Annotated in this window: 19 protein-coding genes and 1 tRNA gene; 5 read left to right on the forward strand and 15 right to left on the reverse strand. The window is 34.6% G+C overall.

The window, feature by feature from the left end:
* Window positions 1-19 precede the first annotated feature (19 nt).
* The gene (locus AC6QZF_RS09160; RefSeq protein WP_499799583.1) at window positions 20-2,185 is read right to left on the reverse strand and encodes a vWA domain-containing protein; all 2,166 of its coding nucleotides are present in this window, start codon (window positions 2,183-2,185) and stop codon (window positions 20-22) included.
* Between the two features lie 224 nt (window positions 2,186-2,409).
* On the opposite strand from AC6QZF_RS09160, the gene AC6QZF_RS09165 reads away from it, so the two are divergent.
* Entirely contained in the window at window positions 2,410-4,056 is a 1,647-nt protein-coding gene (locus AC6QZF_RS09165) for a dipeptidase (protein ID WP_499799584.1), read from the forward strand.
* Between the two features lie 228 nt (window positions 4,057-4,284).
* Here the strand turns inward: AC6QZF_RS09165 and AC6QZF_RS09170 are convergent, their stop codons facing one another.
* The 8 genes from AC6QZF_RS09170 to AC6QZF_RS09205 form a co-directional block, all read right to left on the reverse strand.
* Complete coding sequence (locus AC6QZF_RS09170) at window positions 4,285-5,001, reverse strand: LolA family protein (protein WP_499799585.1); 717 nt, start codon at window positions 4,999-5,001, stop codon at window positions 4,285-4,287.
* Window positions 5,002-5,070: 69 nt separating this feature from the next.
* A complete protein-coding gene (locus tag AC6QZF_RS09175) occupies window positions 5,071-5,949 on the reverse strand; it encodes a DMT family transporter (RefSeq protein ID WP_499799586.1) in 879 nt (292 codons plus the stop codon).
* Complete coding sequence (locus AC6QZF_RS09180; RefSeq protein ID WP_499799587.1) at window positions 5,946-7,061, reverse strand: L,D-transpeptidase; 1,116 nt, start codon at window positions 7,059-7,061, stop codon at window positions 5,946-5,948. Before AC6QZF_RS09180 ends, AC6QZF_RS09175 begins: the two co-directional genes overlap by 4 nt.
* Window positions 7,062-7,071: 10 nt before the next feature.
* Window positions 7,072-7,908 carry an energy transducer TonB gene (locus AC6QZF_RS09185; protein ID WP_499799588.1) on the reverse strand — a complete coding sequence of 279 codons (837 nt, stop codon included), beginning with the start codon at window positions 7,906-7,908 and terminating at the stop codon, window positions 7,072-7,074.
* 100 nt (window positions 7,909-8,008) lie between these two features.
* The gene (locus AC6QZF_RS09190) at window positions 8,009-9,313 is read right to left on the reverse strand and encodes an ABC transporter permease (protein ID WP_499799589.1); all 1,305 of its coding nucleotides are present in this window, start codon (window positions 9,311-9,313) and stop codon (window positions 8,009-8,011) included.
* Window positions 9,303-10,223, reverse strand: coding sequence for an ABC transporter ATP-binding protein (locus AC6QZF_RS09195; protein ID WP_499799590.1), 921 nt, complete (start codon window positions 10,221-10,223; stop codon window positions 9,303-9,305). The genes AC6QZF_RS09190 and AC6QZF_RS09195 overlap by 11 nt, the downstream gene beginning before the upstream one ends.
* 199 nt (window positions 10,224-10,422) lie before the next feature.
* Entirely contained in the window at window positions 10,423-10,914 is a 492-nt protein-coding gene (locus AC6QZF_RS09200; protein WP_499799591.1) for a hypothetical protein, read from the reverse strand.
* Window positions 10,915-10,983: 69 nt separating this feature from the next.
* A complete protein-coding gene (locus tag AC6QZF_RS09205; protein WP_499799592.1) occupies window positions 10,984-11,847 on the reverse strand; it encodes a hypothetical protein in 864 nt (287 codons plus the stop codon).
* Between the two features lie 88 nt (window positions 11,848-11,935).
* Here AC6QZF_RS09205 and AC6QZF_RS09210 point away from each other — a divergent pair.
* The 4 genes from AC6QZF_RS09210 to AC6QZF_RS09225 all read left to right on the forward strand — a co-directional run bounded on the left by AC6QZF_RS09210 (window position 11,936) and on the right by AC6QZF_RS09225 (window position 15,330).
* Window positions 11,936-12,007, forward strand: a tRNA-Glu gene (locus AC6QZF_RS09210).
* Between the two features lie 96 nt (window positions 12,008-12,103).
* Window positions 12,104-12,562 (forward strand): acyl-CoA thioesterase, encoded by a 459-nt coding sequence (locus AC6QZF_RS09215; RefSeq protein ID WP_499799593.1) that lies wholly within the window; start codon window positions 12,104-12,106, stop codon window positions 12,560-12,562.
* A 1-nt stretch (window position 12,563) separates the two neighbouring features.
* Entirely contained in the window at window positions 12,564-14,108 is a 1,545-nt protein-coding gene (locus AC6QZF_RS09220; RefSeq protein WP_499799594.1) for a glycoside hydrolase family 3 N-terminal domain-containing protein, read from the forward strand.
* A 25-nt stretch (window positions 14,109-14,133) separates the two neighbouring features.
* Window positions 14,134-15,330, forward strand: coding sequence for a glycosyltransferase (locus AC6QZF_RS09225; RefSeq protein ID WP_499799595.1), 1,197 nt, complete (start codon window positions 14,134-14,136; stop codon window positions 15,328-15,330).
* A gap of 2 nt (window positions 15,331-15,332) precedes the next feature.
* Here AC6QZF_RS09225 and AC6QZF_RS09230 read toward each other — a convergent pair whose 3' ends face one another.
* From AC6QZF_RS09230 to AC6QZF_RS09255, 6 genes are all read right to left on the reverse strand, one after another.
* On the reverse strand, window positions 15,333-15,785 hold the full coding sequence (locus AC6QZF_RS09230) for a LytR C-terminal domain-containing protein (RefSeq protein WP_499799596.1): 453 nt from the start codon (window positions 15,783-15,785) through the stop codon (window positions 15,333-15,335).
* 54 nt (window positions 15,786-15,839) lie between these two features.
* Window positions 15,840-16,817, reverse strand: a complete 978-nt coding sequence (locus AC6QZF_RS09235) for a response regulator (protein WP_499799597.1) — start codon at window positions 16,815-16,817, stop codon at window positions 15,840-15,842.
* A gap of 57 nt (window positions 16,818-16,874) precedes the next feature.
* Window positions 16,875-21,194 carry a PAS domain S-box protein gene (locus AC6QZF_RS09240; RefSeq protein WP_499799598.1) on the reverse strand — a complete coding sequence of 1,440 codons (4,320 nt, stop codon included), beginning with the start codon at window positions 21,192-21,194 and terminating at the stop codon, window positions 16,875-16,877.
* Between the two features lie 136 nt (window positions 21,195-21,330).
* The gene (locus AC6QZF_RS09245; protein WP_499799599.1) at window positions 21,331-23,034 is read right to left on the reverse strand and encodes a tetratricopeptide repeat protein; all 1,704 of its coding nucleotides are present in this window, start codon (window positions 23,032-23,034) and stop codon (window positions 21,331-21,333) included.
* 1 nt (window position 23,035) lies between these two features.
* Entirely contained in the window at window positions 23,036-23,962 is a 927-nt protein-coding gene (locus tag AC6QZF_RS09250) for a substrate-binding domain-containing protein (RefSeq protein ID WP_499799600.1), read from the reverse strand.
* The gene (locus AC6QZF_RS09255) at window positions 23,946-24,176 is read right to left on the reverse strand and encodes a hypothetical protein (RefSeq protein WP_499799601.1); all 231 of its coding nucleotides are present in this window, start codon (window positions 24,174-24,176) and stop codon (window positions 23,946-23,948) included. The genes AC6QZF_RS09250 and AC6QZF_RS09255 overlap by 17 nt, the downstream gene beginning before the upstream one ends.
* Window positions 24,177-24,389: the final 213 nt, after the last annotated feature.

The raw sequence follows: 24,389 nt of genomic DNA on the forward strand, positions 1-24,389 counted from the left end.
TATGTTAAGCTTTGCATCTCTATAACATACCGCTTCGCTTACGAATAAACCATTCTGCTGAAAGAAGCAGAACAACAAGAATAAGCAAATAAGGTAGATTCCAGATAATTATATCGTCGCGTTTTTTTATGCTACGTTCAGTAAAAAATCTATTGCTTCGAATATCATCTACAATAGATGAAACATTATCCGGATAATAGAATTTCCCACCACTGATTTCAGCAATTTTTTTAAGAAGTGGTTCATTCATTTTCAAGCTCAAATATTCAATAGAAATTTCACCGATGGAAAATCTACCATCGTCTGTACCGAGAAAGTTGTTGTTGAGAGTTGCTTCAGCTGAGAAGGAATAATCACCCGACGGCAGCCCCTCGATAGTTGCGTAGTAGTTACCTTGTCCTGTTGGGACAAGAGTTATTTCGCGGGTTTCACCTTTTCCTATTACTTTAGCTTTAAGATTTGCTTTTTCGATAGGATTATAGGAAGCATCGTAAACTTCGCCAAAAAGTTCAACTACTTCATTTTCGTTATAGAATTTGCGCGAAGTACGAACTTTGACTGGCTTGGCCTGTTCGGCAACGGAAAGCCATCGCAAGCTATTATTGACAAATATGTTCAACAAGTCTTCGGCTTGACGTCCTTTTGCAAGTTCAGAAGCATAACCAAAAAGCTTCCATCGGTGTAAACCATACCCCATCAGAGCGATAGATTTGCTATTTTGAAAATGTCGGGACATAATTAAAGGTTCATTCAAAGGAGCGTTGTTGATTTTCATTGTTGCTAAAACTTCGCTTTCAGCTTTTGGACGAACAAATGTTTCTGTGCGAAAAAGTGGTGGAAGGGAATTCCACAGTTTTAGATCGTCTTCGCTTCCGGTAATTCTTAATATTGGAGAAGAAAGAGCAGAACTTTTGAAATCAGGAACAACAAGTAATTCCTGCGGACGCGAAGAAACCACAATAAAAGGTAAATAATTTTGAAATTCTTTAAGTTTATTATAATCTGTGGTTTGCGAGGCAATGAAAAGAAGCGGTTTCCCGCGTTCTAATTCAAGTTTTATCATATCGATAACATTTTTCGGGGTTGATTGAATAGGGAAGCCGACAAAAACAATAAGTTCGCTAGATTGCAGAACTTTCGAGTTAGGTGCTTCGTAGAATTCGGCACCTTTTTTCTGGATAAATTCTTTAATTTCAACACCTTTTTCGAGTAAGATTGATTGTTTAATCATCGATAAATCTGGGGAAGGAGAGCCTGCAAAAATTGCGAAATTTCGCTTGTTTTCCAAAACACGGATAAATTCAGAAATTGAGTTGTTTTTGCGGGTAATTTCATTATCTATCGGGTCAATTTGCGCAGTTATTTTGTGGTTACCTGGTTTAGTAGGAATATATTCGAAATTATGAAAATAGCGTTCTCTGCCTTGTTCGATTAAAATATCTTGTTCAGCAATTTTTTCTTCATTAAAGAATAATTTTAATTTCACAGTTTTATTTGAAAAGCCATTTGCTTTGAAATTAACCATAATTTGAATTTTATTATCGACGTAAGCAATTTCGTTAGTAACAACTGATAAAACTGCAATATCTATGGGTTCGGTTGTATCGCCAATGCCGACAACGTAAAATGGAGTAGTGAAGCGTTCTGCATCGAAAATAGGATTTGCACCAGCGTTATATGCACCATCAGTGAAAAGCACAATGGCACGGATATTGTCTTCGTCGCGGTATCTATCCAACCTGCGAATTGCTTTTGAAATGTCAGTTGCTCTGCCATCAAACGATAAACTATCAATATTGAATTTATCTAATTGTTTGACATCACTATCGAAGAGAAAAGTGATATTGTCCAGATTATCAATATTAGAATTAATCAGGGCATTTTTAAAAGTTTCAGATCTATTGCCTTTTGCATCAGTGGTACCGGTAGAGATAGAATTATCGAGAAGAATTGCTATTTGGGGTTTTTCGATAAATGCACGAGTGATTGAATATATTGGTTCAAAAATAGCAAAAATCAAAATTGCAAGAGCAAATCCACGAAGAGCAATAAGCAGATATCGCTTTTTTTCTGAAATTGGAGGGATAGTAGTTTTATATGCCCAAAAAGATAATGCAAATCCAGCTATTACAAATAATATCAACAGCCACCAGTAACCAGAAATAATCAAATTGTATGAATTCATAACGTGTATTTTTTTTATCAAAAACAAATATGAAAATATAGTAACGAAACAACAACGAAAATATGAAAAATAAATTAGTAAATCATCAGAAGAAAAATCAAAAAGTTGCAATTAGAATTCATCAAATGTTCATAATTCGTTTATATTTTTTTTTGTTAAATCTTGTTTTTTTCTTTATATTAGGTAGATGCTTAAATGATTTTGTTTAATACAAAGGACTTATAATGAAATCAAGATTAGTTTTATTACTGCTAATTTTTGCTATTACATTTGAAGCATATCCTTGCACAAACTTTCTGGTAACAAAAGGAGCTTCGGCAGACGGTTCGACAATGATTTCCTATTCAGCAGATGCAGGTGGATTTATGGAACCACTTTACTATGCACCAGCTGCGAAGCACCCCGAAGGATCGTGGCTTGATATCTACGAGTGGGATAGCGGCAAACATCTTGGGAAAATAAAGCAAGTTCCTGAAACATATAAAGTAATTGGGAATATGAATGAATATCAGGTAGTGATTGGAGAAACAACATTTGGAGGACGAGAAGAGCTGAAAGATACGGCTGCAATATTGGATTATGGTTCGCTTATGTATATAGCATTGCAAAGAGCAAAAACAGCGAGAGAAGCAATAAGAGTTATGACTGAACTTGTCGCTGAATATGGGTATTATAGCTCGGGTGAATCTTTTTCTGTTGGCGATCCCGAAGAAGTATGGATTCTGGAGATGATAAGCAAAGGTCCGTATGAAAAAGGTGCTGTGTGGGTAGCAGTTCGTATTCCCGATGGATATGTAGCAGCGCACGCTAATCAAGCACGAATCCGACAATTCCCAATGAACGATCCCGAAAATTGTATGTTTGCACCGGATGTGGTTTCTTTCGCTATTGCTCGGGGATACTACAATCCTAAACAAGGGCCATTTAGTTTTGCTGATGCTTATTGTCCACTTGACCCAAGTAGCTTGTTATTTTGCGAGGGACGAGTATGGAGTCTATTCAGACGTGCAGCACCATCGCTGAATTTATCGAGCGATTATTGGCGTGCATATGAAGGTGAAAAACCTTATCCCTTATACATAAAGCCTGATAAGAAGCTTACTCCGCAAGACGTAATGAGCTTAATGAGGGACCATTTCAACGATACAGAATTTGATATGACAAAAGGTTTAGCAGCAGAACCATTTGGAAATCCATATAGATGGAAGCCACTTGTATTTAAAATTACCGGCGACACAACAACTTATGCCTGGGAACGACCAATTTCAACTCAGCAGACTGCATTTTCTTTTGTTTCTCAAAGTAGAAGTTTCTTGCCAAGGGAAATTGCAGGAGTATTTTGGTATGGAGTAGATGATACTTATTCAACCGTGTATGTGCCACTTTATGTAGGTTCAATGAATGACATCCCGAAATGTTTCAAAGGGGGTAGTATTAAAGAACTCGACTTGAATTCTGCTTTTTGGATTTTTAATCTTGTTGCAAACCTTGCATATACGAAATATTCATATATCATCAAAGACATTCAAGTAGTGCAAAAGCGTCTTGAAAGCAAGTATGAAATGTTTCAGCCAATAATCGAGAAGGCAGCAATTGATTTGTATCAAAAAGATAGATCTTCTGCGATGCAATTTTTGAGCGATTATTCACTGAACGAATCTCAAAAAATGTTCGATGAATGGTTTGCTCTCTGGAAGCAGTTGGTTGCTAAATATAATGACGGATATATTAATGATGTAAATGTTGATAACGGGCGTCATCCAAAAGGTGTCGGGTATGGCGATGAATTTTTCAAACGGGTTGTAAAAGAACGCCCAGGCTATTATGAAGTTAAAATGAAAAAGAAAAAAGACAAGAAAAAAGGGAAATAATTATTAGAAAAGGGCGTATTGAAAAATACGCCTTTTTTTCTATTAATGATTAAGTGTATTTTTCATTAAAAAAGCATTGGAGAAAAGCACTCAAAAAAAAATAACAATAATTTTTGTCAATAAAATCGATGAAATAATAATATCTTTTAGACAAATAACAAGAAGCAACAAAAAAGAGGCTGCCCAAAGTAGCCAGCCTCTTCCCTATTTAAGTTCTATAATTATCAATTAAGGTTTCTCGAAAACTTTGTCCTCTAATACACCACCAATTTCATATTCATCAAAATTAAATACCATTACTGTATTACCGTTAATTTTCAACTCAATTACAGAGGGAACGATTGCACCACTGACTTTTGTTTTTTCTTCGAAAACATATTCAATGGCATTAGTTTCATCGTCTTTTTTAACTTCGGTAGCTAATTTATAGAACCAATTTGTAATCTCATCAATGTAGATAGTGGAAATATCATTATCTTTGTCCTTCATTTCTACAGTAATGTAATTTTTATCATCAATTGTTTCTTTGCCAAGATATTTGAATGAATATCCTTCTTCACCGTATTTAGTTATAGGTGAATTAAGGAAATCAAAAATTTGTAAAATTTGATCTTTTGCGGCATCAGGCAAGTTTCGCTTCTCTTTGGAGCCAGTGAGAGGATTGACCATCCAGGCTTTTTTGCCATCGTAAGCCTGAATAATAGTATTGCCCATATATTCGATTTCAATTCTGACTTTGTCGGGTCTTTTGATTTTGTAAACGATAGGAATTTGTTCGCCTTGTTCAGCAATGAACTGACTGCCGTGTATGACAAAAGTTTCAATTTTATCTAATGCTTCTTTATTCATTGCTTTGATTGCATTTTTCATTATTTCATCGATATTTTGAGAATAAAGCAAATTTGCGGAAGCAAACAAAAAGAATAAAAGCAAATATTTTTTCATAACTACCTCTAATTATTGATTTTTAAAAATAAGTAAAAAATAAAATATAATAAAGCAATATTATTATTTTTATTGTTTTTCTAAGAAAGTTCCTAATTCTGAAATAATCACAGCGGAGAATAGTAGAGCAGCTCCGAAAATCTCAGTATTCGTCATAGTTTCACTAAGAAAGATAACTGCGACTGAACTTGCAACAATAGGTTCGAGCGAGAAAATCAAAGCAGCTTTGACAGGAGTAGTGTATCTTTGAATACTTGTATGAATAAATGTAACTAAAAATGATGCTAATACTGCATTGAATGCTAATGAAATTAGAAGTAAATTATCGAATTTCACAATCCAAGAACCATCTTCGAAAGTAACAAAATAAACAATAGCAATAATCGACGATGCCACAAATTGCAAAAAAACTAACTGAGCAGTAATGGAGCGATTTTCTATTTTTTTTGTAAAGACATCCATATATGTAATATAGAATGCCCAAAACATTGTAGAGAAGAGAGTAAGAACATCACCAATGTTTATATTGTCGAAATCGGGGTTAGTGAAGATCCACAGTCCAATCATAGCAACAAAAACACCCCAGAAAGAGTATTTGCTAATCTTTTTACGGCAGACTATGTAATATACAATTGGTGTAAGTGGAACAGTAATGCCAGTAATAAAAGCTGATTTTGAAACAGTTGTGTATTTCAAGCCAACTGTTTGAAGCAAAAACCCGCCACCGAAGAATAAGCCTAAAATTAGCCCATTGATTAGAGTTTTATTGTTTATCTTAAATAATTTTTTGTTAAAGAAAATAACGCACAGAAAAATGGCAATACAAAAACGCAATAGGATATACACACTTGGAGATGTGAACTTCAATCCTATTTTTGTAAAGACGAAAGTTCCGCCCCAGATAAAAGTGACTAAAAAAAGGGAAAGCTCAGCATAGAAAGGCTTCAATCAGATGCTCCATCTTTATTCTCGATATCATTTAAAACAGGCAAATCATTTTTATTATTTTCACTCGCGTTATTTTGTTTTTTTGCTTGATTTTGACGTCTTAGTTGATTAAAGTTTATTGATGGAGTAAGTTTTACGTGTTTTCGAATGATACCGCGAGCACGAAGAGTATCTTCAGCGTATAAATATCTTTGAATATTCCGTAAACTCGAACGAGCTTCCTTAGGAATTTGAATGATTGGGATAAGAGCTTCTTCGACTTCGAGAGGATTATCGGGTAATTGAACAATGCCATCTTTGTTTGAAGTAAAATCGAGCCAGGGACCACCTTTAGTGCGAGAGAAACCAAAATGTCCGAGTAAAATCACAGGTGTTCCACTAAAAGGAATAAATTTGCCGCTGGTATCTTTTTTTGCAGATTCACCCCAATTGTAAAGCCATTCAGCATCATCAATAAACTGGCGTAAGCAGGAATGGGAAACAGGCCGTCCGGGCATTTCAAATTGATGGAAGGCACTGCCAGCTGCACTATGGAAATTGAAAGTAAAAGGCATGATCCACGTGCTATCGAGAGACGAACGTCTGAGGCGTTCTCTCCATACAAGAGCATATCTACCTGGAAACGATGGGGTTCGCTCTTTACCAGAGTTGACAGCAGCAAATCGAACTAATTTGCCATTTTCGTAGCATCCATAGGCTTGTTTATCAATGGAAGCCAATATGATTTTTTTAATATTGCTTGCAGACGAGTACGATTGAGGGAAAATTGAATAATCAAGAATATTGTTCGTAAAAATTTCAGGTACAATAATTTTTTCACCATTTTTGATAAAGCGTAATTCTTTTCGATTTAACGTCATAATGATTTTTTTGGCAATTGATTTATCGATACTATCTGGCAGAGAAGAAAAAATCGAATCAAGGAAGCCGCGATTCTTAATTTCTACAAGATTGTACTTTATGTAAGGTGGTTCATAATAAGCGGTATTTGTTTGTTCAGTCTCAACATCTGGAGAAATGTCAGGATTTTCTTGAAAAGTATCGTCATTTTTGCTGCAACTTATTAGAAAAATTGATATTATCGCAAAACAGAGAAAAAATTTGTTTAACATATCGTTTTAATTATTGATTTATAAAGTGAATTGGAATAGTCAATTTTGAATGAACTGGCTTACCTCCACGTTTAGCAGGGCGAAATTTCACATAGTCTATCACATTAAGAGCATAAGAATTAAATAAATCGTTATCTGATGAGACAACTTTCTTTTCGATAACATTACCAAGTTCGTTAAGCACAATTTCGATGGTAACAGTCCCTTCTTTACCTTGTTCTTTAGCTCTTTGAGGTATTATAAGGTTTTCGGTAATGTCGCGATAGTCGTAATAAGGAGCTTCGTCGATTTCAGGTTTTTCTTCTGCTAACTGGATACCACCGTTAATAGTTTCAATTTGAATATGGGCAACACCTTCCTGGGTTCTAATTTTATTAGAGGATTTGGTATCAAACTTAATTCTCTCGGAATTTTTAAGCATCATAGCTAAATTATTCAACAGATTAATTTTTCCAGGGAATAGGAAATATTTACTTTTTTCAATATTAATTTTGTCTAATTGGTTGATTTTTTTCAAAATGCTATCACATTTCGAATTAATGTTTTGCATAAAGGTGTTCTTTTCCTCTAAGCTCATCTCTGCGCTTAGAAAAGCAGAACTATTAGCAATCATAAAGAACTGATAAGCAGAAGAATAATCTTCGAGTTCAAGCAACCAATCAGCAAATTCAACGAACTTGCTTGGATGTATTGCTGAAAAGTCGTTCCCAAAGTGATTGGATAGCCCTTTATATATTTTTGAATGGTCTTTTGCATAAATGCCGATTTTAATTTCATCAAAATTGTTTTGAGAGAATAGGAACACACAACTCGATAAAAAATAAACTAAAAAAAACAACTTTTTCATATAATATAATACCAGAAACTAATTATCTATATTAGCAAATATAAAAAATAATTGCACAAAATAAAAACCGCATACGAACCAGAATAAGCAAAGCTAATTACTACTTAGCAATACGCATCCATTTAAACAAATCTTTAAAAGTAGGTTTCTTTCCATACATAAGAATGCCAACTCGATAAATCCTTGCGGCAATTTTCAGGCATAAAAAGAATGTTCCGACTGTTAAAACAATTGATGCTAATATTTGCCAGAGTGGCACTTGTGTTGCAGCGATTCGAACTGTCATCAATATAGGAGTGAAAAACGGAATAAGCGACAAAATTATGGCAAGAATGCTATCAGGATTACTAATCACATTGAAAACAAGCAAAATAGGAATGATTATTGGCAAAGTAACAGGAGTTTGTAATTGTGCAGCATCTTGTTCTTGGTCGACAGCCGAACCAATAGCTGCAAACAAAGTTGCATAGATAAAATAACCAATTAAGAAATAATAAATGAAGCCAATAATAAGCCAAGGAGAGATAGCTGGAATTTCAAGACCAGCAATATTGAGCATGGTTCCGGAGCTTTGTGGCATTGCAGTTTGATTTTGCAATTGAGCAATCTGCTCCGGAGAAATAGAACCGCTGAAAATTGTTCCTGCAATTGTAATTGCAGCAAAACCGAGAATAATCCAGACAGTGACCTGTGTTAACCCAACCAGCCCAATTCCGATAACCTTTCCCATCATAATTTCGAATGGTTTTGCAGAAGAAGCAACAACTTCAATTATGCGATTTGCCTTTTCTTCGATTACTCCCCGGCTAACAAGCGAGCCATAAGCAAACATCAGGAAATAAATCACAAAGCCCAGAAAGTAGCCAATTGCAGCATAAACTTCTGTGTAATCTTTTTGTTCGCCACGTTCAGTAACTTTTAGAGTTTTTATTTTGAAAGGCTTGTCTATTAATTTGAGAATATCATCAGTTGCTCCCGCATCTTTAAGTTGTTTTTGCTTTATAATATCACCAAGATTGCCTTCTAAGCTGGTAATAAATCCAATGCCACCACCCGAGGTGAAAACAAGTGCTTCGCCACTGCTAATTACATTTTCATCAACAACGACGAAACCATCACTTTCGCCAGCAAGAACTTGACGACGAAGTTCATCTTCTGATTTATCAGATAAGTAATATTTTGAAGTATCGAGGTTTACCAATTTCTGTCCAATCCCAAAATTTGTTTTATCGACGATAGCAATTTTTTTGGAAGTTGAATCAGCAGATAAATAAGCCACTAAACCGGGAATAACAATCAGCAAAATGAGGAACAATGGTCCTAAAAGAGTGCCAATAATAAAACCTTTTGATTTAATACGAGTAAAATATTCGTGCGAAATAATTGTGATAATTTTATTGTTCATTTTTATCTCCTTGTTGATTAGCAACAGTATCAATGAAAATTTCGTGCATTGTGGGGAGCGAAAGGTCAAATCTTGTTACAGTGGCAAATTCAGAAACAGTTTTGAAAATATCATTAGTATTAATTGATTGATTAAGCAATTTTAATTCTAAACGTGAATTTGAACGGTTAAGAATTTCTACATTCTCAAGTAATTTGATAAATTCATCGCTTCCGTCAAATTCGACAACTAAATGATTGCGACCATATCTCGATTTGATTTCTGAAACTTTACCGTCGAGGACGAGTTTGCCCTTGTTAATCATACAAATGCTGTCGCACAGTTCTTCGACTTGCGACATAACGTGGGTTGAAAGGATAATTGTTTTACCTTCATCTCTAAGTTCAAGCAAAATATTTTTAACAAGTTCAGTGTTGATTGGGTCGAACCCAGAGAATGGCTCATCAAGAATAATAAGTTCAGGAGAATGGAGAATAGTTGTAATAAACTGAATTTTTTGCTGCATACCTTTGGATAATTCTTGAATTTTTTTATTTTCCCAGCCAGAAGCACCAAGCTTATTAAGCCAAAAGCGAGCACATTCGATAGCGGTTGATTTTGGTATTCCTTTTAGTCGGGCAAAATAAACGATTTGTTCCATTACTTTAAGTTTTTTGTAAAGACCTCTTTCTTCTGGCAAATAACCGATTTTATTTTGCAAATTTGAATTAAGTTTTTCGTCAAAAATATAAATTTCACCTTCGTCAGGGATTAAAATATTGTTAATCATTCGAATAAGGGTTGTTTTGCCAGCACCATTGGGACCGAGCAAACCAAAAATTTGCCCGCTTTCGACTGTAAAAGAAACATTATTAGCAGCGGCATAGTTCCCAAATCTTTTAGTAACATTTTTTACTTCGAGTATTTCCATCTATATTGCTCACATAAATTGAAGAAAAAAACTCAACAAACATACGAAAGAAAAGAATAAAAAGTTTCATTTTTATTCTGATAACGATTGAGTTAGTCGCTTTATAACAAAAAAATAAAGAGAAGAAACAAATTTAAAACTCTCAAAAATGGGCTGAACCATCGATATAGAACAGTCTATATTTCGAAAAAGTTGACAATTATTCTTCGATGGAATTTATAATATCCATTATGATATTTGTTTGCTCTAAATCTTTAACAGCAATGTTCAAGCAATGTCCGACTTCGTTAATAACGTCCATTTCGTCGTAGCTAATTTTGTAACCAAATAGAGAACCAGAAGCATTGGCAATAAACACACCAATAGCAATTAAGTGTTTTTTAAAAGAAAGTGCGTCTTTGGGTTCAATTTTATTATCAAGGATAAATGCAGTTTTGCGCAAAATTTCTTTTGCAGGTTGTTTTTGAGCATCGAAAATGTTACTGAGTTCATCACCATTAGGAACAGTTTGAAGAATTTCTTTTGCAAGGGAGTTATTTAACTTATGGGAATTTTTGATAATTACTTCGATAGCGTCTTTTTCTTTTTTGTCGATTTTTCCATCAGCGCCGGCAATCATTTTAAAAACCGCAAAAATTGAAGATTGCAAAATAGCCCAATCTTCGTTCGGAAGCAATTCTTTGTAAGCCATATTAACCTCGAAAAAAGGATAAAAGTAGTATTTTTAGAGACTTAAAAGATAAAATTATATTGTAAAGAATCAATTGTTTTTGCGAATAAATTCTTCCAAGGTAAAGTAAGAATTTGTGAAATGTTTGCCGACACGGTAATTATCTTCGTCAAAATATACGCGCAATTTTTGCTCGATTGTCTGAAAGAAGTGGACAGGGACAGAAAATTCGGAGGAAATAAACAATCTACCACCTGAATTAATAATTGCACTTGTTAGCAGTGATTGCTGTTCAGATTGCACTTGATAAGTGGCTTCGCCTGTACGGATAAAACGAAATCTAATGCAGGAATAGCCAAGAGTATCGATTTTATCTTCGGCACGCATTAAATTTGAGTGTTCAACAATAGCAGGTGGGAAAGAATTTTCGACAAGAGTATCGATTGAGCTCACCAACCAGGATTCATTTACTGCTTTGCAAGATTGACTGAATGGAAAAAATAAATACGGTTGAAATGGTCCTCCTGGCGAAACAGCAGCATTAATAACATCCCCGGCAACCGAACGAATTCTCTTTGAAACAGAATCTATAACTAAGAAGAATTTTCTATTGACCCAGGGTGAAGTTTTTCTCATTACATCTTTTATTTCACCTTTTGATTCGGCGGCAGTATAGTCTGTAAAACACAAATTTAGATGGAATCTGCCCAATTTATCAACAGAATCACATTTGACAATAAATCTTTCCCAGCGGTCCCTCACCAAAGGGGTATCGTCCTCAAAAACGATACTATCGCGGGATTCGACGCGATAAATTAGCAGGTCACCTTGCTGAAATTTATATTTGAAACAAGCTGTATCACCTGGAACTTTTTCAATTTCCTCAAAATCAGATTGAGCGAGACAAAATATGCTCGTTGTTATGAGTACTATTAAATAAACTAACTTTTTCATATGCTCGAAAAAATGTATTTGTAATAATTACAAAAATAGTGTTAATTTTGAAATAATTGACGATAATAATGATAAATCGTTTCATTAGGGCGCATTCGTCTAACGGTTAGGACGCAGCCCTCTCAAGGCTGAAATAGGGGTTCGATTCCCCTATGCGCTGCAAGAGTTCCTCGGTAATATTCCACAACAAAGATTAGTTGATTGATTTGTAAACATTTTTTTTTATTTTTGGATATGTTAAATATTGCCGAAAAATATGGATGAAATAGCAAAAAATTTAGACAAGTTTAAATTTTACGTTGAGGGAAAAGTTCAATTTAACGAAGTTGATTCTTTCGAGGTCGTTCACAATATACAATATCTATATTGGATGGAAAATTCACGATTGGAATATCTGGACAAAATTGGGATCAAAATAGGGAGAAATACTATTAGAGAAAAATTACCATTGATGGTTGTAAACACAAGCATTTCTTATCTTGCTCCTTTATTTTTCACAGACAAATATAGAGTATATTGCCGAACAGCTTCAATTGGGAATTCATCACTGACGATGGAAAATATTGTAACGAATGAAAGTAATGAAGTGTGTGCAATAGCAAGGTCTGTAATGGTGCATCTTGAAAAAGGAACTTTCAAATCAAAAAGAATTCCTGATGAAGTAAGAGAAAAAATCAAGCAATTTGAACAGGTTAATTTAGAAATTTCGGGTTAATATGAAGAAAATAGAGAACTGGGCAGCAAACGAACTTGCAGCTCAATGCATTATCCCAAGATTGGACATCGAGAAATTTTCTGAGGATAGTGAATACAAGAATGAGATAATAAAGCTCGTGGAAAAGGGCATTGGTGGATTTTGTATTTTTGGTGGGAATTGCGAACTTGTTGAGAAAACTACAAGTTATTTGCAGTCAATAGCAGAAATACCGCTAATATTTGCAGCGGATTTTGAAAATGGACTACCTATGCGTTTGGACGATGGAACTTCGTTTCCCCACGCAATGGCTATTGGTATTGCCAACGACACAAAAATAACAGAAGAGATATCAATTGCAATTGCTAAAGAAGCAAAAGACATTGGTGTGCACTGGAATTTAGCACCTGTGTGCGATATAAACTCAAATCCAAAAAATCCAATAATAAATATTCGCTCTTTTGGTCAAACAAGCGAAATTGTTGTCCAACACATTAGGACATATATCAGAGGGACACAATCAGAAAAAGTTGCAGCAACGGCAAAACATTTTCCGGGACATGGGAATACTTCTATTGATTCTCACATAGAATTGCCAATAATTGATTGCAGTTTAAGTGAATTATATGAAAACGAATTAATTCCATTCCAAACAGCAATTAAGTGCAACGTAAAGTCAATTATGGTTGGACATCTCCTTGTAAAATCTATTGACGAGAACAAACCAGCATCACTATCTGAGAAGGTCATAAAGTTATACATTCGAGAAAAGCTTGGCTATGATGGGATTGTTCTAACAGATGCATTGGATATGAAGTCAGTTTCTAATAAGTTTTCACCAAATGAATTAATAATGCAAGCGATTTCGGCGGGGAACGATATTTTGTTGATGCCCGAAAATCCATCAGTTGCAATTAGCATTGTCGCACAGGCAATTGAGAAGTCAGAAGAGTTGCGGGAACAAGTTATCAATTCAGTTCGGAAAATACATTCTTTAAAAAGATTTTGCGGGCTAATTCCAAGTTTTGCTAGAAATGAAACAAAACTGAATACTTGGATGAAGCATACAAATCTGGCTTTAAGAGCAGCGATAAAAACGATCAAATCGAATATTGCTGAAAGTGAGTTGCCAATAGATAATAGCAAACAATATGCTGCATTTTCAATTATCCAGAACGATTATGATATGCAAGCAGCATCAAGATTTTTTACAATGTTGGCACAGGCAACAGAGAATGACTGCGACTACGGATATTTAGATACAAATATTTCAGATGATGATATTCAAAAATTAGTAGAAAACATTCAAAATGCAGAATTTTTGATTTTTGCGATTTTTTCGAAAGGCAGAGCCTATCAAGGGGACATTGAAATTTCTGAAAAATTAAATACAATTATAGAAAAGGTATCGAACGGAAGGAAAAAGTATGTAATTATATTCGGTTATCCATATTTTGCAAGAGAGTTAGAGTGCAAAAATATAATTTATTGCTATTCAGATTCTTTTCCTTCGATTGCAGCTGCGATAATGAAATTAACGGGAAGAGAGTTGCCTGAAAATTATTAATTTTGTTAAACAATTGAAAAATAATATGAGTAAACGTTTACGAGTTTTATTTTTAACCGCGAGATTTCCATATCCACTGATTGGTGGAGACAGATTAAAACCATATTATATTTTGAAATACCTGGGAAAGCAATGTGATGTAACATTAGTAACCTTTCATCAAGGGACTGATTTACCTAAGAGTTATATTAACGAAATTGAAAAATTAGGGGTCAAATTAATTATAATTCCGCTTGATCCTGTTTCGGCAGGTTTGAAAGCAGGAATGAAGTTACTGACAAAAAGTCCACTGGAAATAGATTATTATTATTCAAATAACTACAAGAAAGCAGTAGAAGAATTGCAACCTGAAAGAAATTTTGATGTTGCGATTGCTTTCTTTATGCGAACAGCAGAATACATTAAAGATTTAAGAGTGCCTAAAATATTAATGGCAGAAGATTGCAGAACAATTTACCAATATCGTTCATTTCGGGAATCAAAGAGTTTGCTACAAAAATTAGTAAGGCGTTGGGAGTACAACAAGTTAAAAAAATACGAACCTGAGATTGTTAATTATTTCGACATTGTAACTTTCGTAAGTAACGACGATATAAAAGAAATGCAAAAGTTAAACAGCGGAGTTGAATACAGATTACTTTCGAATGGAGTTGATTTGAACAGGTATATATTTAACAACGACATAAGAAACCGGGAAGGCATTCTGTTCGCTGGGAAGCTCGATGTTTGGGCAAATCAAATAATGATAAATACAATTGTCAATGAGATACTACCTGAAATATTGGCAAAACTGCCAGAAGTAGAGTTTCACATAGCAGGAGCCAAACCACCTCACAGTATAATGTCGCTAAAGGCCAAGAAAAACATTAATCTTCATATTGATGTACCAGATATGTTGCCATATTTACATAGTGCAAGGTTATTTTTGCACCCACATTCGGGTGGGTCTGGCATTCAGAATAAATTATTAGAGGCAATGGCAAGTGGTTGCCCTGTAATTACTACACCGACTGGCAATCAAGGTATTTATGCAAAAAACGAAGAAAGTGCGATAATATGTAACACTAAAGAAGAGATGATACGTTATGCAGTTAAGATATTAAAAGATGATGAATTTGCATCAAAGCTTGCAAATAATGCAAGAGTGCTTATCGAAGAAAAGCACTCTTGGGAAGCAATTTATCAACAGTTAGATGATATTCTTAAAGAATTGCTGGATTAAGTTTAATTGAATGGCTTAAGCAATGGAAAATCTTTTCCAATAACGACGGTGGAACGAACGAATAAAGTAGAATCAATTGTACTAACCACTAATGAATCAGGTATACCAATGGCGTAAGCTACTTTCCTTGCACTGCGTACATCTCCGAGCCTATCTAGAATAAACGATTTTTCTTCTTTCTTTGGATAGTTACCAATTTCGACAACATCAAATCCGCGAAGGCGTAAAAATTCCATAACTTTAGCAGCAAGTCCGGGCTCACCACAAGCATTCAGCACATTCACCTGAATAACAATGTCGTTTTGGCTTGTATTTGCTCCGTTCTCAATTTCAGCCTGAACAGGTGGAGATATAATTACTCGATTAATAAAAGACGAAAGCATAACGATAACGATTAAGCCAAAAGAAACCAGCAATAGAATGTTAGCAGTTTTGTTGTTTGATAAGATTTTCATATTCCCCCCAAAAATTATAAAATAATCACAGGGGAATTATCAATAATTATGCCATTATATTTCCCAGGTTCCTTTATCAGGGAAATAAATTTGCATTTTTGTATCACCGGCTTTAATGGAAACAGTGCGAGAAATAGTATCGCCGGTATCTTCACTCAAAATTTTTATGCCGCGTTTCAATAAACCGGCTTTCACGGCAACAGTATTGCGTTGACCAATACTGAAATATTCACCGAGTTCAATTTTGGTTTTTGCTCCACCAGCGATTTTAGCAAAGATTTTTTCCTTAGGGCAGCCTAATTCATTCATTTTTTGCAACAGAGCGTCAACAGCAGTATCAGCGAAATATCCGGGAAGTTTTTCAGCTTTTTCTTTGTCCGTGTTAGATTGTGGGAGGGCAACGTGAGCAAGTCCAACTGTATTTTTAGATGGGCAGAATAAACCCAGACCTATGCAGGAACCAAGCGCGAAAATTTTCAAAACCTTATTCGGGTCGCTGGAAACATCCATAGCCCCCATACCAAGAATAATCTGGTTTGTTTTGGCAGTTCTATCGAGATGGTTGCTGGGCAGTTTGAAATCTTTTTTAACTTTTTTGAGATGGCTTACATCTTGAGTATATGCAAGTTTAATTTTATATATTAACTGCGAGAAAAGTTCAGGCAATGCACGAGCACCTGCACCCGGCTTAGGCTGGAAATCGACAGCACCAGCTTCGAAAGCTTCCTTGGTAATTTGCGAATCTTTTTCGGTTAAAGCACTGAGAACTATTGTTGGGATAGGATCGACTGGCATCAGGTTATGCAGGAACTGGATGCCATTCATACGAGGCATTTCCATATCAAGGATGATTACATCAGGCTTTAATCTATTGACTTGATTAAGAGCAATATAGCCGTCAGTAGCAGTGCCAACCACTTCAATCATAGGATCTTTTGCTAAACCCTTTGCTAGAATATCAAGCACCAGAGCTTGATCATCAACGATTAAAACTTTAATTTTTTGATTGCTAACATTATTATTCGCTTGCATATAATTTTCTCAAAAAAGTATATATATATTTGTTAACTACAAATTAATAATAATACATTATTTTTTATCAACTAAATCATTAATACTTGAAACAAGTGTATCGAAATTTACAGGTTTGCTAATATAATCATTAGCACCGGCAGCAAAGCATCTATCACGATCACCAGGCATTGCGAGAGCAGTAAGCGCAATAATAGGGATATGAGAAGTATTGTTGTCACTTTTCAAAATGCGAATAGCTTCGATCCCATCCATTTTTGGCATCTGAATATCCATCAAAATAATATCGGGCTTGTATTCGACAGCAGACTCGATTGCTTCTTTACCATTACGGGCAACAAGTACAGAATAACCAGCATATTCTAAAAATGCTTCCATAGTTTCAAGGTTAGCTTCATTATCCTCAGCTAAGAGGATTAGTATTTTGTCTTTTGTCATATCATTTATCTCCGAATCAACAAGTAATTTTGCCTTTTGTTTTTCAAGCTTTAAATCAACTTTATTTAAAGTTTCATATAAGGTAATAAGTTTATATGGCTTTTGCACATAGCCATCGGCACCATTGGCAATTGCGCGTGTTTTTTCTTTTAATATTGAAACGATTACAACTGGAATATATTTGTGGTCTTCGTGTAATTTTATATGTTTTAAATAATCCCAACCAGATTTGTCCCAAAGCAGCACATCAAGAATAACTATATCATATTTTTTTTGATAAAGCATATCTTCAATTTTTTGCTCAAAATCATAAAAATCGGACGCGATGCTAAACCGTTCGAGATCTTGTCTAATTAGTTCGGCATCTTCTTTTGAACTACAAATAATCAAAGCAGTTTTTATATTGGAAAATTGTTTATTAAGCAACTCATCATAGTAAGCATCATAAGCTTTTTGGCTTTTAATTGGGAGTGTGATAATAAATTTGCTGCCAAAGCCGAATTGGCTTTCAACCGCGACACTACCACCCATCATTTCGGTTAATTTAGCAACTAACGCAAGCCCTAATCCTGTACCTTCGTATTCACGCGAAAGATTGCTGCTAATTTGAGAAAAGGGTTTGAACAATTTGTTCATATCTTCTGTGCGGATACCGATGCCTGTATCCCAAACAGTGAAACGGATAAGATTATTATCAAGTTCTGCTGAGATAGATAAGCCAACAGAACCACCTTTTTGAGTAAATTTTACAGCATTGTTAAGTAGGTTAATCAAAATTTGCTTTGTACGGATTTGGTCAGCATAAATTTCCTTTGGGGTTCCGTCTTGAATATCGAGCTGTATTGTAATTTCCTTTTTATTAGCCATCTGTCTGATGAAATTAATTGAAGATTGAGCAATCTGTTCGACAGAGCAATCTTCCATATAAATTTCAAATTTTCCTGCTTCAATTTTAGAAATGTCTAAAATATCGTTAATTAAATTAAGAAGATGATGACCACTATCGTGAATAGTAGTTAAAGCACGCTGAAAACGGTCATTTGATTGTATTTCCTGATGTTTGAGAAGAATTTCCGAGAGCCCAAGAATAGCATTAAGAGGTGTCCGAAGTTCGTGGCTCATATTTGCCAGGAATTCATCTTTAGTTCGAATGGCGCGTTCGAGTTCGGCATTGAGGGCGCTAAGTTCTTCGGTACGTTCCATCACACGTTCAGCAAGCAAACGGCGTTCGAGGTTTAGGGCTTCTTCGATTTTTTTCCTGTAAATAACCATTGCTGTCTGAGTTGAGACAAAAACAAGAATATCTTTTGTAAGCTCATCGAACATAATATCTTGATGGTAGCTTTTAACAGCAATTACCCCAATTGTCTGGTTTCCAATTGTTTTCAAAGGAACACCCAGCCAATATTTAGGAATTAATCCCTGGATTTCAATTGTTCCATCCGAAGCTAATTCTAATAATTTTTTTTCATCGAGAAGCTGAAAATGCCCTGTTTTGATAACATATTCGACTAACCCATTTGCGAATGGGTAAGGTCCGCTGAAAGATGGCTTTGGTGAATCAATTTCATCAACATAATAAGGGAATTGGATTTCGTCGCGTTCGAGGTCATAAATTGCAATAAAGAAATTACGAGCAAAAATGAGTTGAGAAATAGAATGATGAATAAATTTATAAAGGTCATGGAAATTATCAATATTATAAGCAGCTTCAGAGATGCTATAAACAGATTGTTGTAATTTCTCTGATAATTTACGATGAGTAATGTCTTCGGTAGTACCCTCGATATATAAGACATTTCCGTTTGCGTCTCTTACTACTCTTGATTTTTCCAGAACATTAAGAGCTGAACCATCTTTTTTTATCCAAGTACTTTCGAAAACCTGAATTTCGTCGCTTGAAAGTATAGAATTCAGAAAAGATTGTCGTTCAGATGAATTAATAAAACCTTCAAAATTTAAATTTCTTTCCTTCAGCTCATTGATTGAGTCAAACCCAAGCATTTTAACAAGTGTAGGATTAGCAAGAATAATTCTACCGTCAAGAGTGGAACGGTATATTCCGACAGGAACATTATTAAACAAGTTACGATAAATTTCACGGCTGCGTTTCAGTTCTTCTTCGATACGAATTCTTTCTTGAATCTCCATTTGGAGTTTCATTGTTCGTTTTTCGATTATTGCTTCAAGTTCCTGGTTGATGCGTTTGATATCGTCTTCCAATTTTTTGAATTCGGTAATATCTCGAGCAATACTAATTAGCCCAATAGGATTTCCGTCTGGATCGAAAAATGGAGTTTTAATATTATCAAAAGTATGTAAAGTATTATCAGAAAATCGCAACAACTGTTCGGAACGCACAGTGGTTTTAGTTTCAAAAACGGTTTTATCGAAATCTGTGAAGGCGTCGGCTTCTTCTTTTGAGAAAAGCTCGTAATCGGTTTTACCAATTATCGCTTCTTTGGGAAGGTTCAAAAAATTTGAATAAGCTTCGTTACAATTAATGTAATTGCCAGAACTATCTTTAACCACTATAAAATCTGGTACATTATCAATTAATTTGGAAAGCAATTCCGATTGTTTTTTAATCTCCAGAGTGCGTTCTAAAACTATTTGCTCTAATTCTAAATTTGTTTTGGACAAGATTTTTTCTGCTTCTTTGAATTGAGTGATGTCATTAATAAAAATACAAGCACCTGAAATTTCTTCGCCAATTTTAACAGGATAAAGTGAGATTTCGTAATATATACAGGTAGTTTTTATTAAAACTTCATATACAAAATTTGATGAACCACCTTGATAAACACGTTCGAACCTATCAAGAATAGCGGGGACATTACTAAATAGTGTTTGCAAATCACTTTTATCATCAACATCATTGCCAGAAATAAATTTAACAGCATCAATAAAGACTTGATTGTACTTAGTAATTTTTTCATTTACATCGAAGAGAGCAACACCAATGTGAGAATAATTAATTGCGGTTGAGAGATTTGCTTCAATTAATTTTTGTTGTTCTTCGGCAATTTTTTTATAAGTAATGTCCCTTAGTGTAACAAAAATTAGATTATATCCATCTTTCTGAACCGGTTTGAGATATACTTCTGTATAAATCAATTGGTTGTCAGTATTAAGATGCACCCATTCAAAAACATTAATACCTTGAGAATAAGCAATATCTATCATTAGTTTAGCTTTTTCAACTGAGCTAATTCCGTCGGGCTGATAAGGTGGGGAAAAATCATAAGGATGCTTACCAATAATCTCGTTTTTGCTTTGCAGTCCAAAAATTTTCAATGCTTGCTGGTTGCAATCGGTGTAAGTATCTCCGTTGAGAAAATAAAAGGCATCAGCAGATTGTTCAAAGAAAAAAGAATAGAGTTTTTGCTGTTCTTCAATAATCTTTTGGTTTTGTTCGACTTCGGTTATATCAATAAAAGCTGCATAAAACTCGGTTTGTTTTTCTCTGATAATTGCTTTAACCACACCTGACAAGCTAACAACAGAGCTATTTGCAGCGTTAATTCTTATGTAGCAGGGTATAATTTCATTAAAATCTATTGCTTCGTTGCAAGAATTAAAGAAGGTGTCGATATAATCTGATAGTACAAAAGAAGTGATATGCTTACCAATAATCTCGTGTGTAGGTAATCCCAGAACAGTGGAAGTGCTTTGATTAGCAGAAATAATTTTTCCTTCGGCATCAATATTAAAAAAAAGAACAGGAGAACTATCATAAAGGAATTTGTACCAATTACGAGAAACATCAAGTTCGTGCTTAATTAAATTTAACTCGTTATTTTTTATTGAAATATCGATGAGATAGTTTTTAATTTTATCAAAGTCCGGCTCAATTTCTCTTGCGATTTCTTTGCATTCAGGACAAGAAGCATTGAGCATTCTCTTCAAAATATTTTCAAGAGTAATAAAAACATCCATAATAATTAAAAAATTAATAATGAATTGCTATAAATTTATACAAAAAAACTATAAATACAATAAGTAAAAATACTCAAATAAAATTTTCAAAAAAAGGCTGCCTTTGCAAGACAGCCTTTGAATAATGGCTAAAAAATCATTCGCATCCGAGAGCTTTAATGTTGTCGCGAGCAGTTTTATTATTTGGATTAATTTTAAGAACGAGTTTATAATTTTTGCAAGCAGCTTCATTTTGGCCCTGGCCATGATAAGCAACAGCAGTAAACAAAGCAGCGAATTCATTATCGGGCATAGCAGAAAGCCAATCGCGACCAATTTTTTCGAGGTCTTTATATTTTTTCTGTTCGAGTTTCATTTGAGCAAGCTTTGCGAAAGCTTGATTAAGTTCGGACTTGTATTTTTCTACGTCAGAGGTACCAGTAGAAATAGCACGGGCAAACATTTCTTCTGCTTTTATGTTATCATTCAAGTTTGCGTAAACGTCGCCCAAATAAATCATAGACCAAAGGAAGGTAGAGTTAAGTTCGATTGCTTTTTGCAGCGGTGCAATTGCTTGCTGAGAATTACCATCGAAGAAGTAGCTTAATCCGATAAAGTAATGGATAAGATAGTTGTTTTCGTCGTTACACTCATTGGTTGCTAATCTTTTATTTAAAATTTCGATAGATTCCTTATAGCGTTTCATCTTATTGAGTGAAGTACCGAGAACATACATAAGTTGACAATTCTCAGCAGAGTTCATTTCAATAGATTGTTTCCATTTTTCAACAGCAATATTAGTATCTCCGGCAAACAAAGCAGCTTGTCCCCATCGGCGAATATCTTCCATTTGAAGCGTTTCGGTAGCGCTTAATTCTTCAAAAGTTTTTTTTGATTGTAAATAATCACCTTCGGAAAGGTAGCATCTTGCAAGAAGCAATTTAGCGCGAGCGGCGGCTGTATCAATTTCAGTAGCAACGATACGAAGATGTGAACGAGCAGAATCGCATCGCCCGAGTTCGTATAAAGATTGCGCAAGATACCAGCGACCAAGCGAGCCACTGGGACGCAGCTGAATATAGTTGTTAAGTGATTGGGCAGCTTGGACATAATTCTTAGAGAAGAAGAAGAGTTTGCCTTGTTCGAACCAAGCACGAGCATTTTTAGGATCTTTTTGAGTAAGAGTGTTCCATTCTTGCAAGGAACGAGTAAAATAGAGATTAGCTAAATCAGGATTAACTTCGTTTTCGCGGATACCGAGCCAATAATAAGATTGAGCAAGTTTCATTCTTGCTTCGTTCAAATCGGGATTGATTGAAAGAGCAGCTTCGTAGCTATCTTTTGAGAGCTCATATACTCTTTGTTGGTAATAAATATCGCCACGTTTAATATTGGCATCAACATTATTTTTATCCATATCTAAAACACGAGCAACAGCCAGTTCAGCCTGGCTTAAAGAATCTGCTCTCAAATAAACATCAACAAGCAACAGCCAGTTGCTGATTTCTTTTTTTTCGTCGAGTGCGAGTTTTCTTAAAATTCTGACAGCTTCTGAATGATAAGAATTTATTGAAAGAGTATTGGCTAATTTTCTAAGAACGAAAGGCTTGCTTGAAATTTTTTCAGCTTGGCGTATAACTTCAAGAGCTTTATCGTTTCGACCGAGTTCGAGATAAACATCATTACAAAGCAGATGCAAATCTAAATCCTTGGGGTTTTCGGCAAGAGCAGCTGGGATGAAACTTTCGGCTAATTCATAATTTTTCTCATTCAAAGCTGACAAGAAATTTTGCTTGGCTTGTTGAGCAAAAGAAACTGAAAAGCTGAACAAAAGCAGCACAAAAAATAATTTGAATTTCATATTAATCCTCTTTTATTAAATTAAATCTTGCATATTTCGGAACTATTCCTGCATCTTTCAGATATTTTGTTGATGACGCCTCACGAGAAAGATGCATAGCGAACCAGAAAGGCAAATCTTTGAAATTATTTAAGAAAAGTGCTTTGTATGTAACGATATATGGATATAATCCTTGCACAATGTATGCTTGATGAACAGGTTTTGGGGTGATGTATTTACCGGTTGTATCGGTATATCCGATAGGGATTGGCTTAAAGTCTAAATTTCTATGAATGTGTGATAAATAAGCAATTCCAATTGCATTAGAGTTAGTATTGACAAAGTTAAGTAAGGAATCAACAGTTGAAAACAGTTGTAAGCGTCTTTGAATAGGTTTGTTACGCACAACAAATTTATTAATATTTGCGAAAACTGATGAATTTTGTTCTAATGTTGCAATAATTGGCTCATCTTTTAGAAATGGGAAATATGATTTAAGCGTTTTGCTTCTATCAGTAAGGACATTGAAAATTTGTTCAGAATTAAGGGTATCCAGAGAAGAATTGATTTTAGTAAAGAAGCATAGAGCATCGTCGGCAATTTCTTCGTAATTATGTTTAGCTACTTTGTAAACGTTCATTAGAGAATCTTCGTCGCGAAGATAGTCTCTTGCGATGATGATAATGCGAGCTTCGCCTGCGAGAAGTTTTGCCATTGCTTCGCGAGCTGAAACGGAATTAACAGTAAGATTGACATCTGGATATCCTTTACGGTATGAAGAAAATAGAGTGTCAAACAATTGGGTTAAAGTATTATCGCAGTAAGCAGTAAGTTCGCCACTTGTCATAGACTCGCGTTGAGTTGCCTGTTTATCGGATTTTTCATTACAGGAGACAAGGAAGAAAAGCAACAGTACTGCTGCAATCATAGCATTATTTTTCATTCTCATTGTCGTCCTCATTAATATTGAAATTATATCTTTCAAGTTGTGTCCTATACATTATTAAACGATAGATACCAAAAAGAGTTACTACAATTCCCATTACGATTATCAAGGTACTGTCGTGAAGTTCGTTTTTGAATAAAATACCATAAATTATAAAGGCAATACCCAATATTATCATTAAAATTCGAACGCTATAATTTACAAATTTTGAGAACATAGAATACCCGCAAATTTATAACTTACAAATTTATCAAATTTTTATTAATAATAAATTAAGTAGAGTGAAAAAATTATAATGTATCAATAAATGAACAAAAATTAAATCATTTTTCATAATTGGGGGACCGATTGAAATTATTATGAATTAAATATATTTATTTATTATTGCTTTTTTTATAAATTTGTAAAATTATCTAATTATAATGCAGTG

The sequence above is a fragment of the Eximiradius sp. genome (genome assembly GCA_937127445.1).
Lineage (GTDB): Bacteria > Bacteroidota > Ignavibacteria > Kapaibacteriales > UBA2268 > JAKIZO01.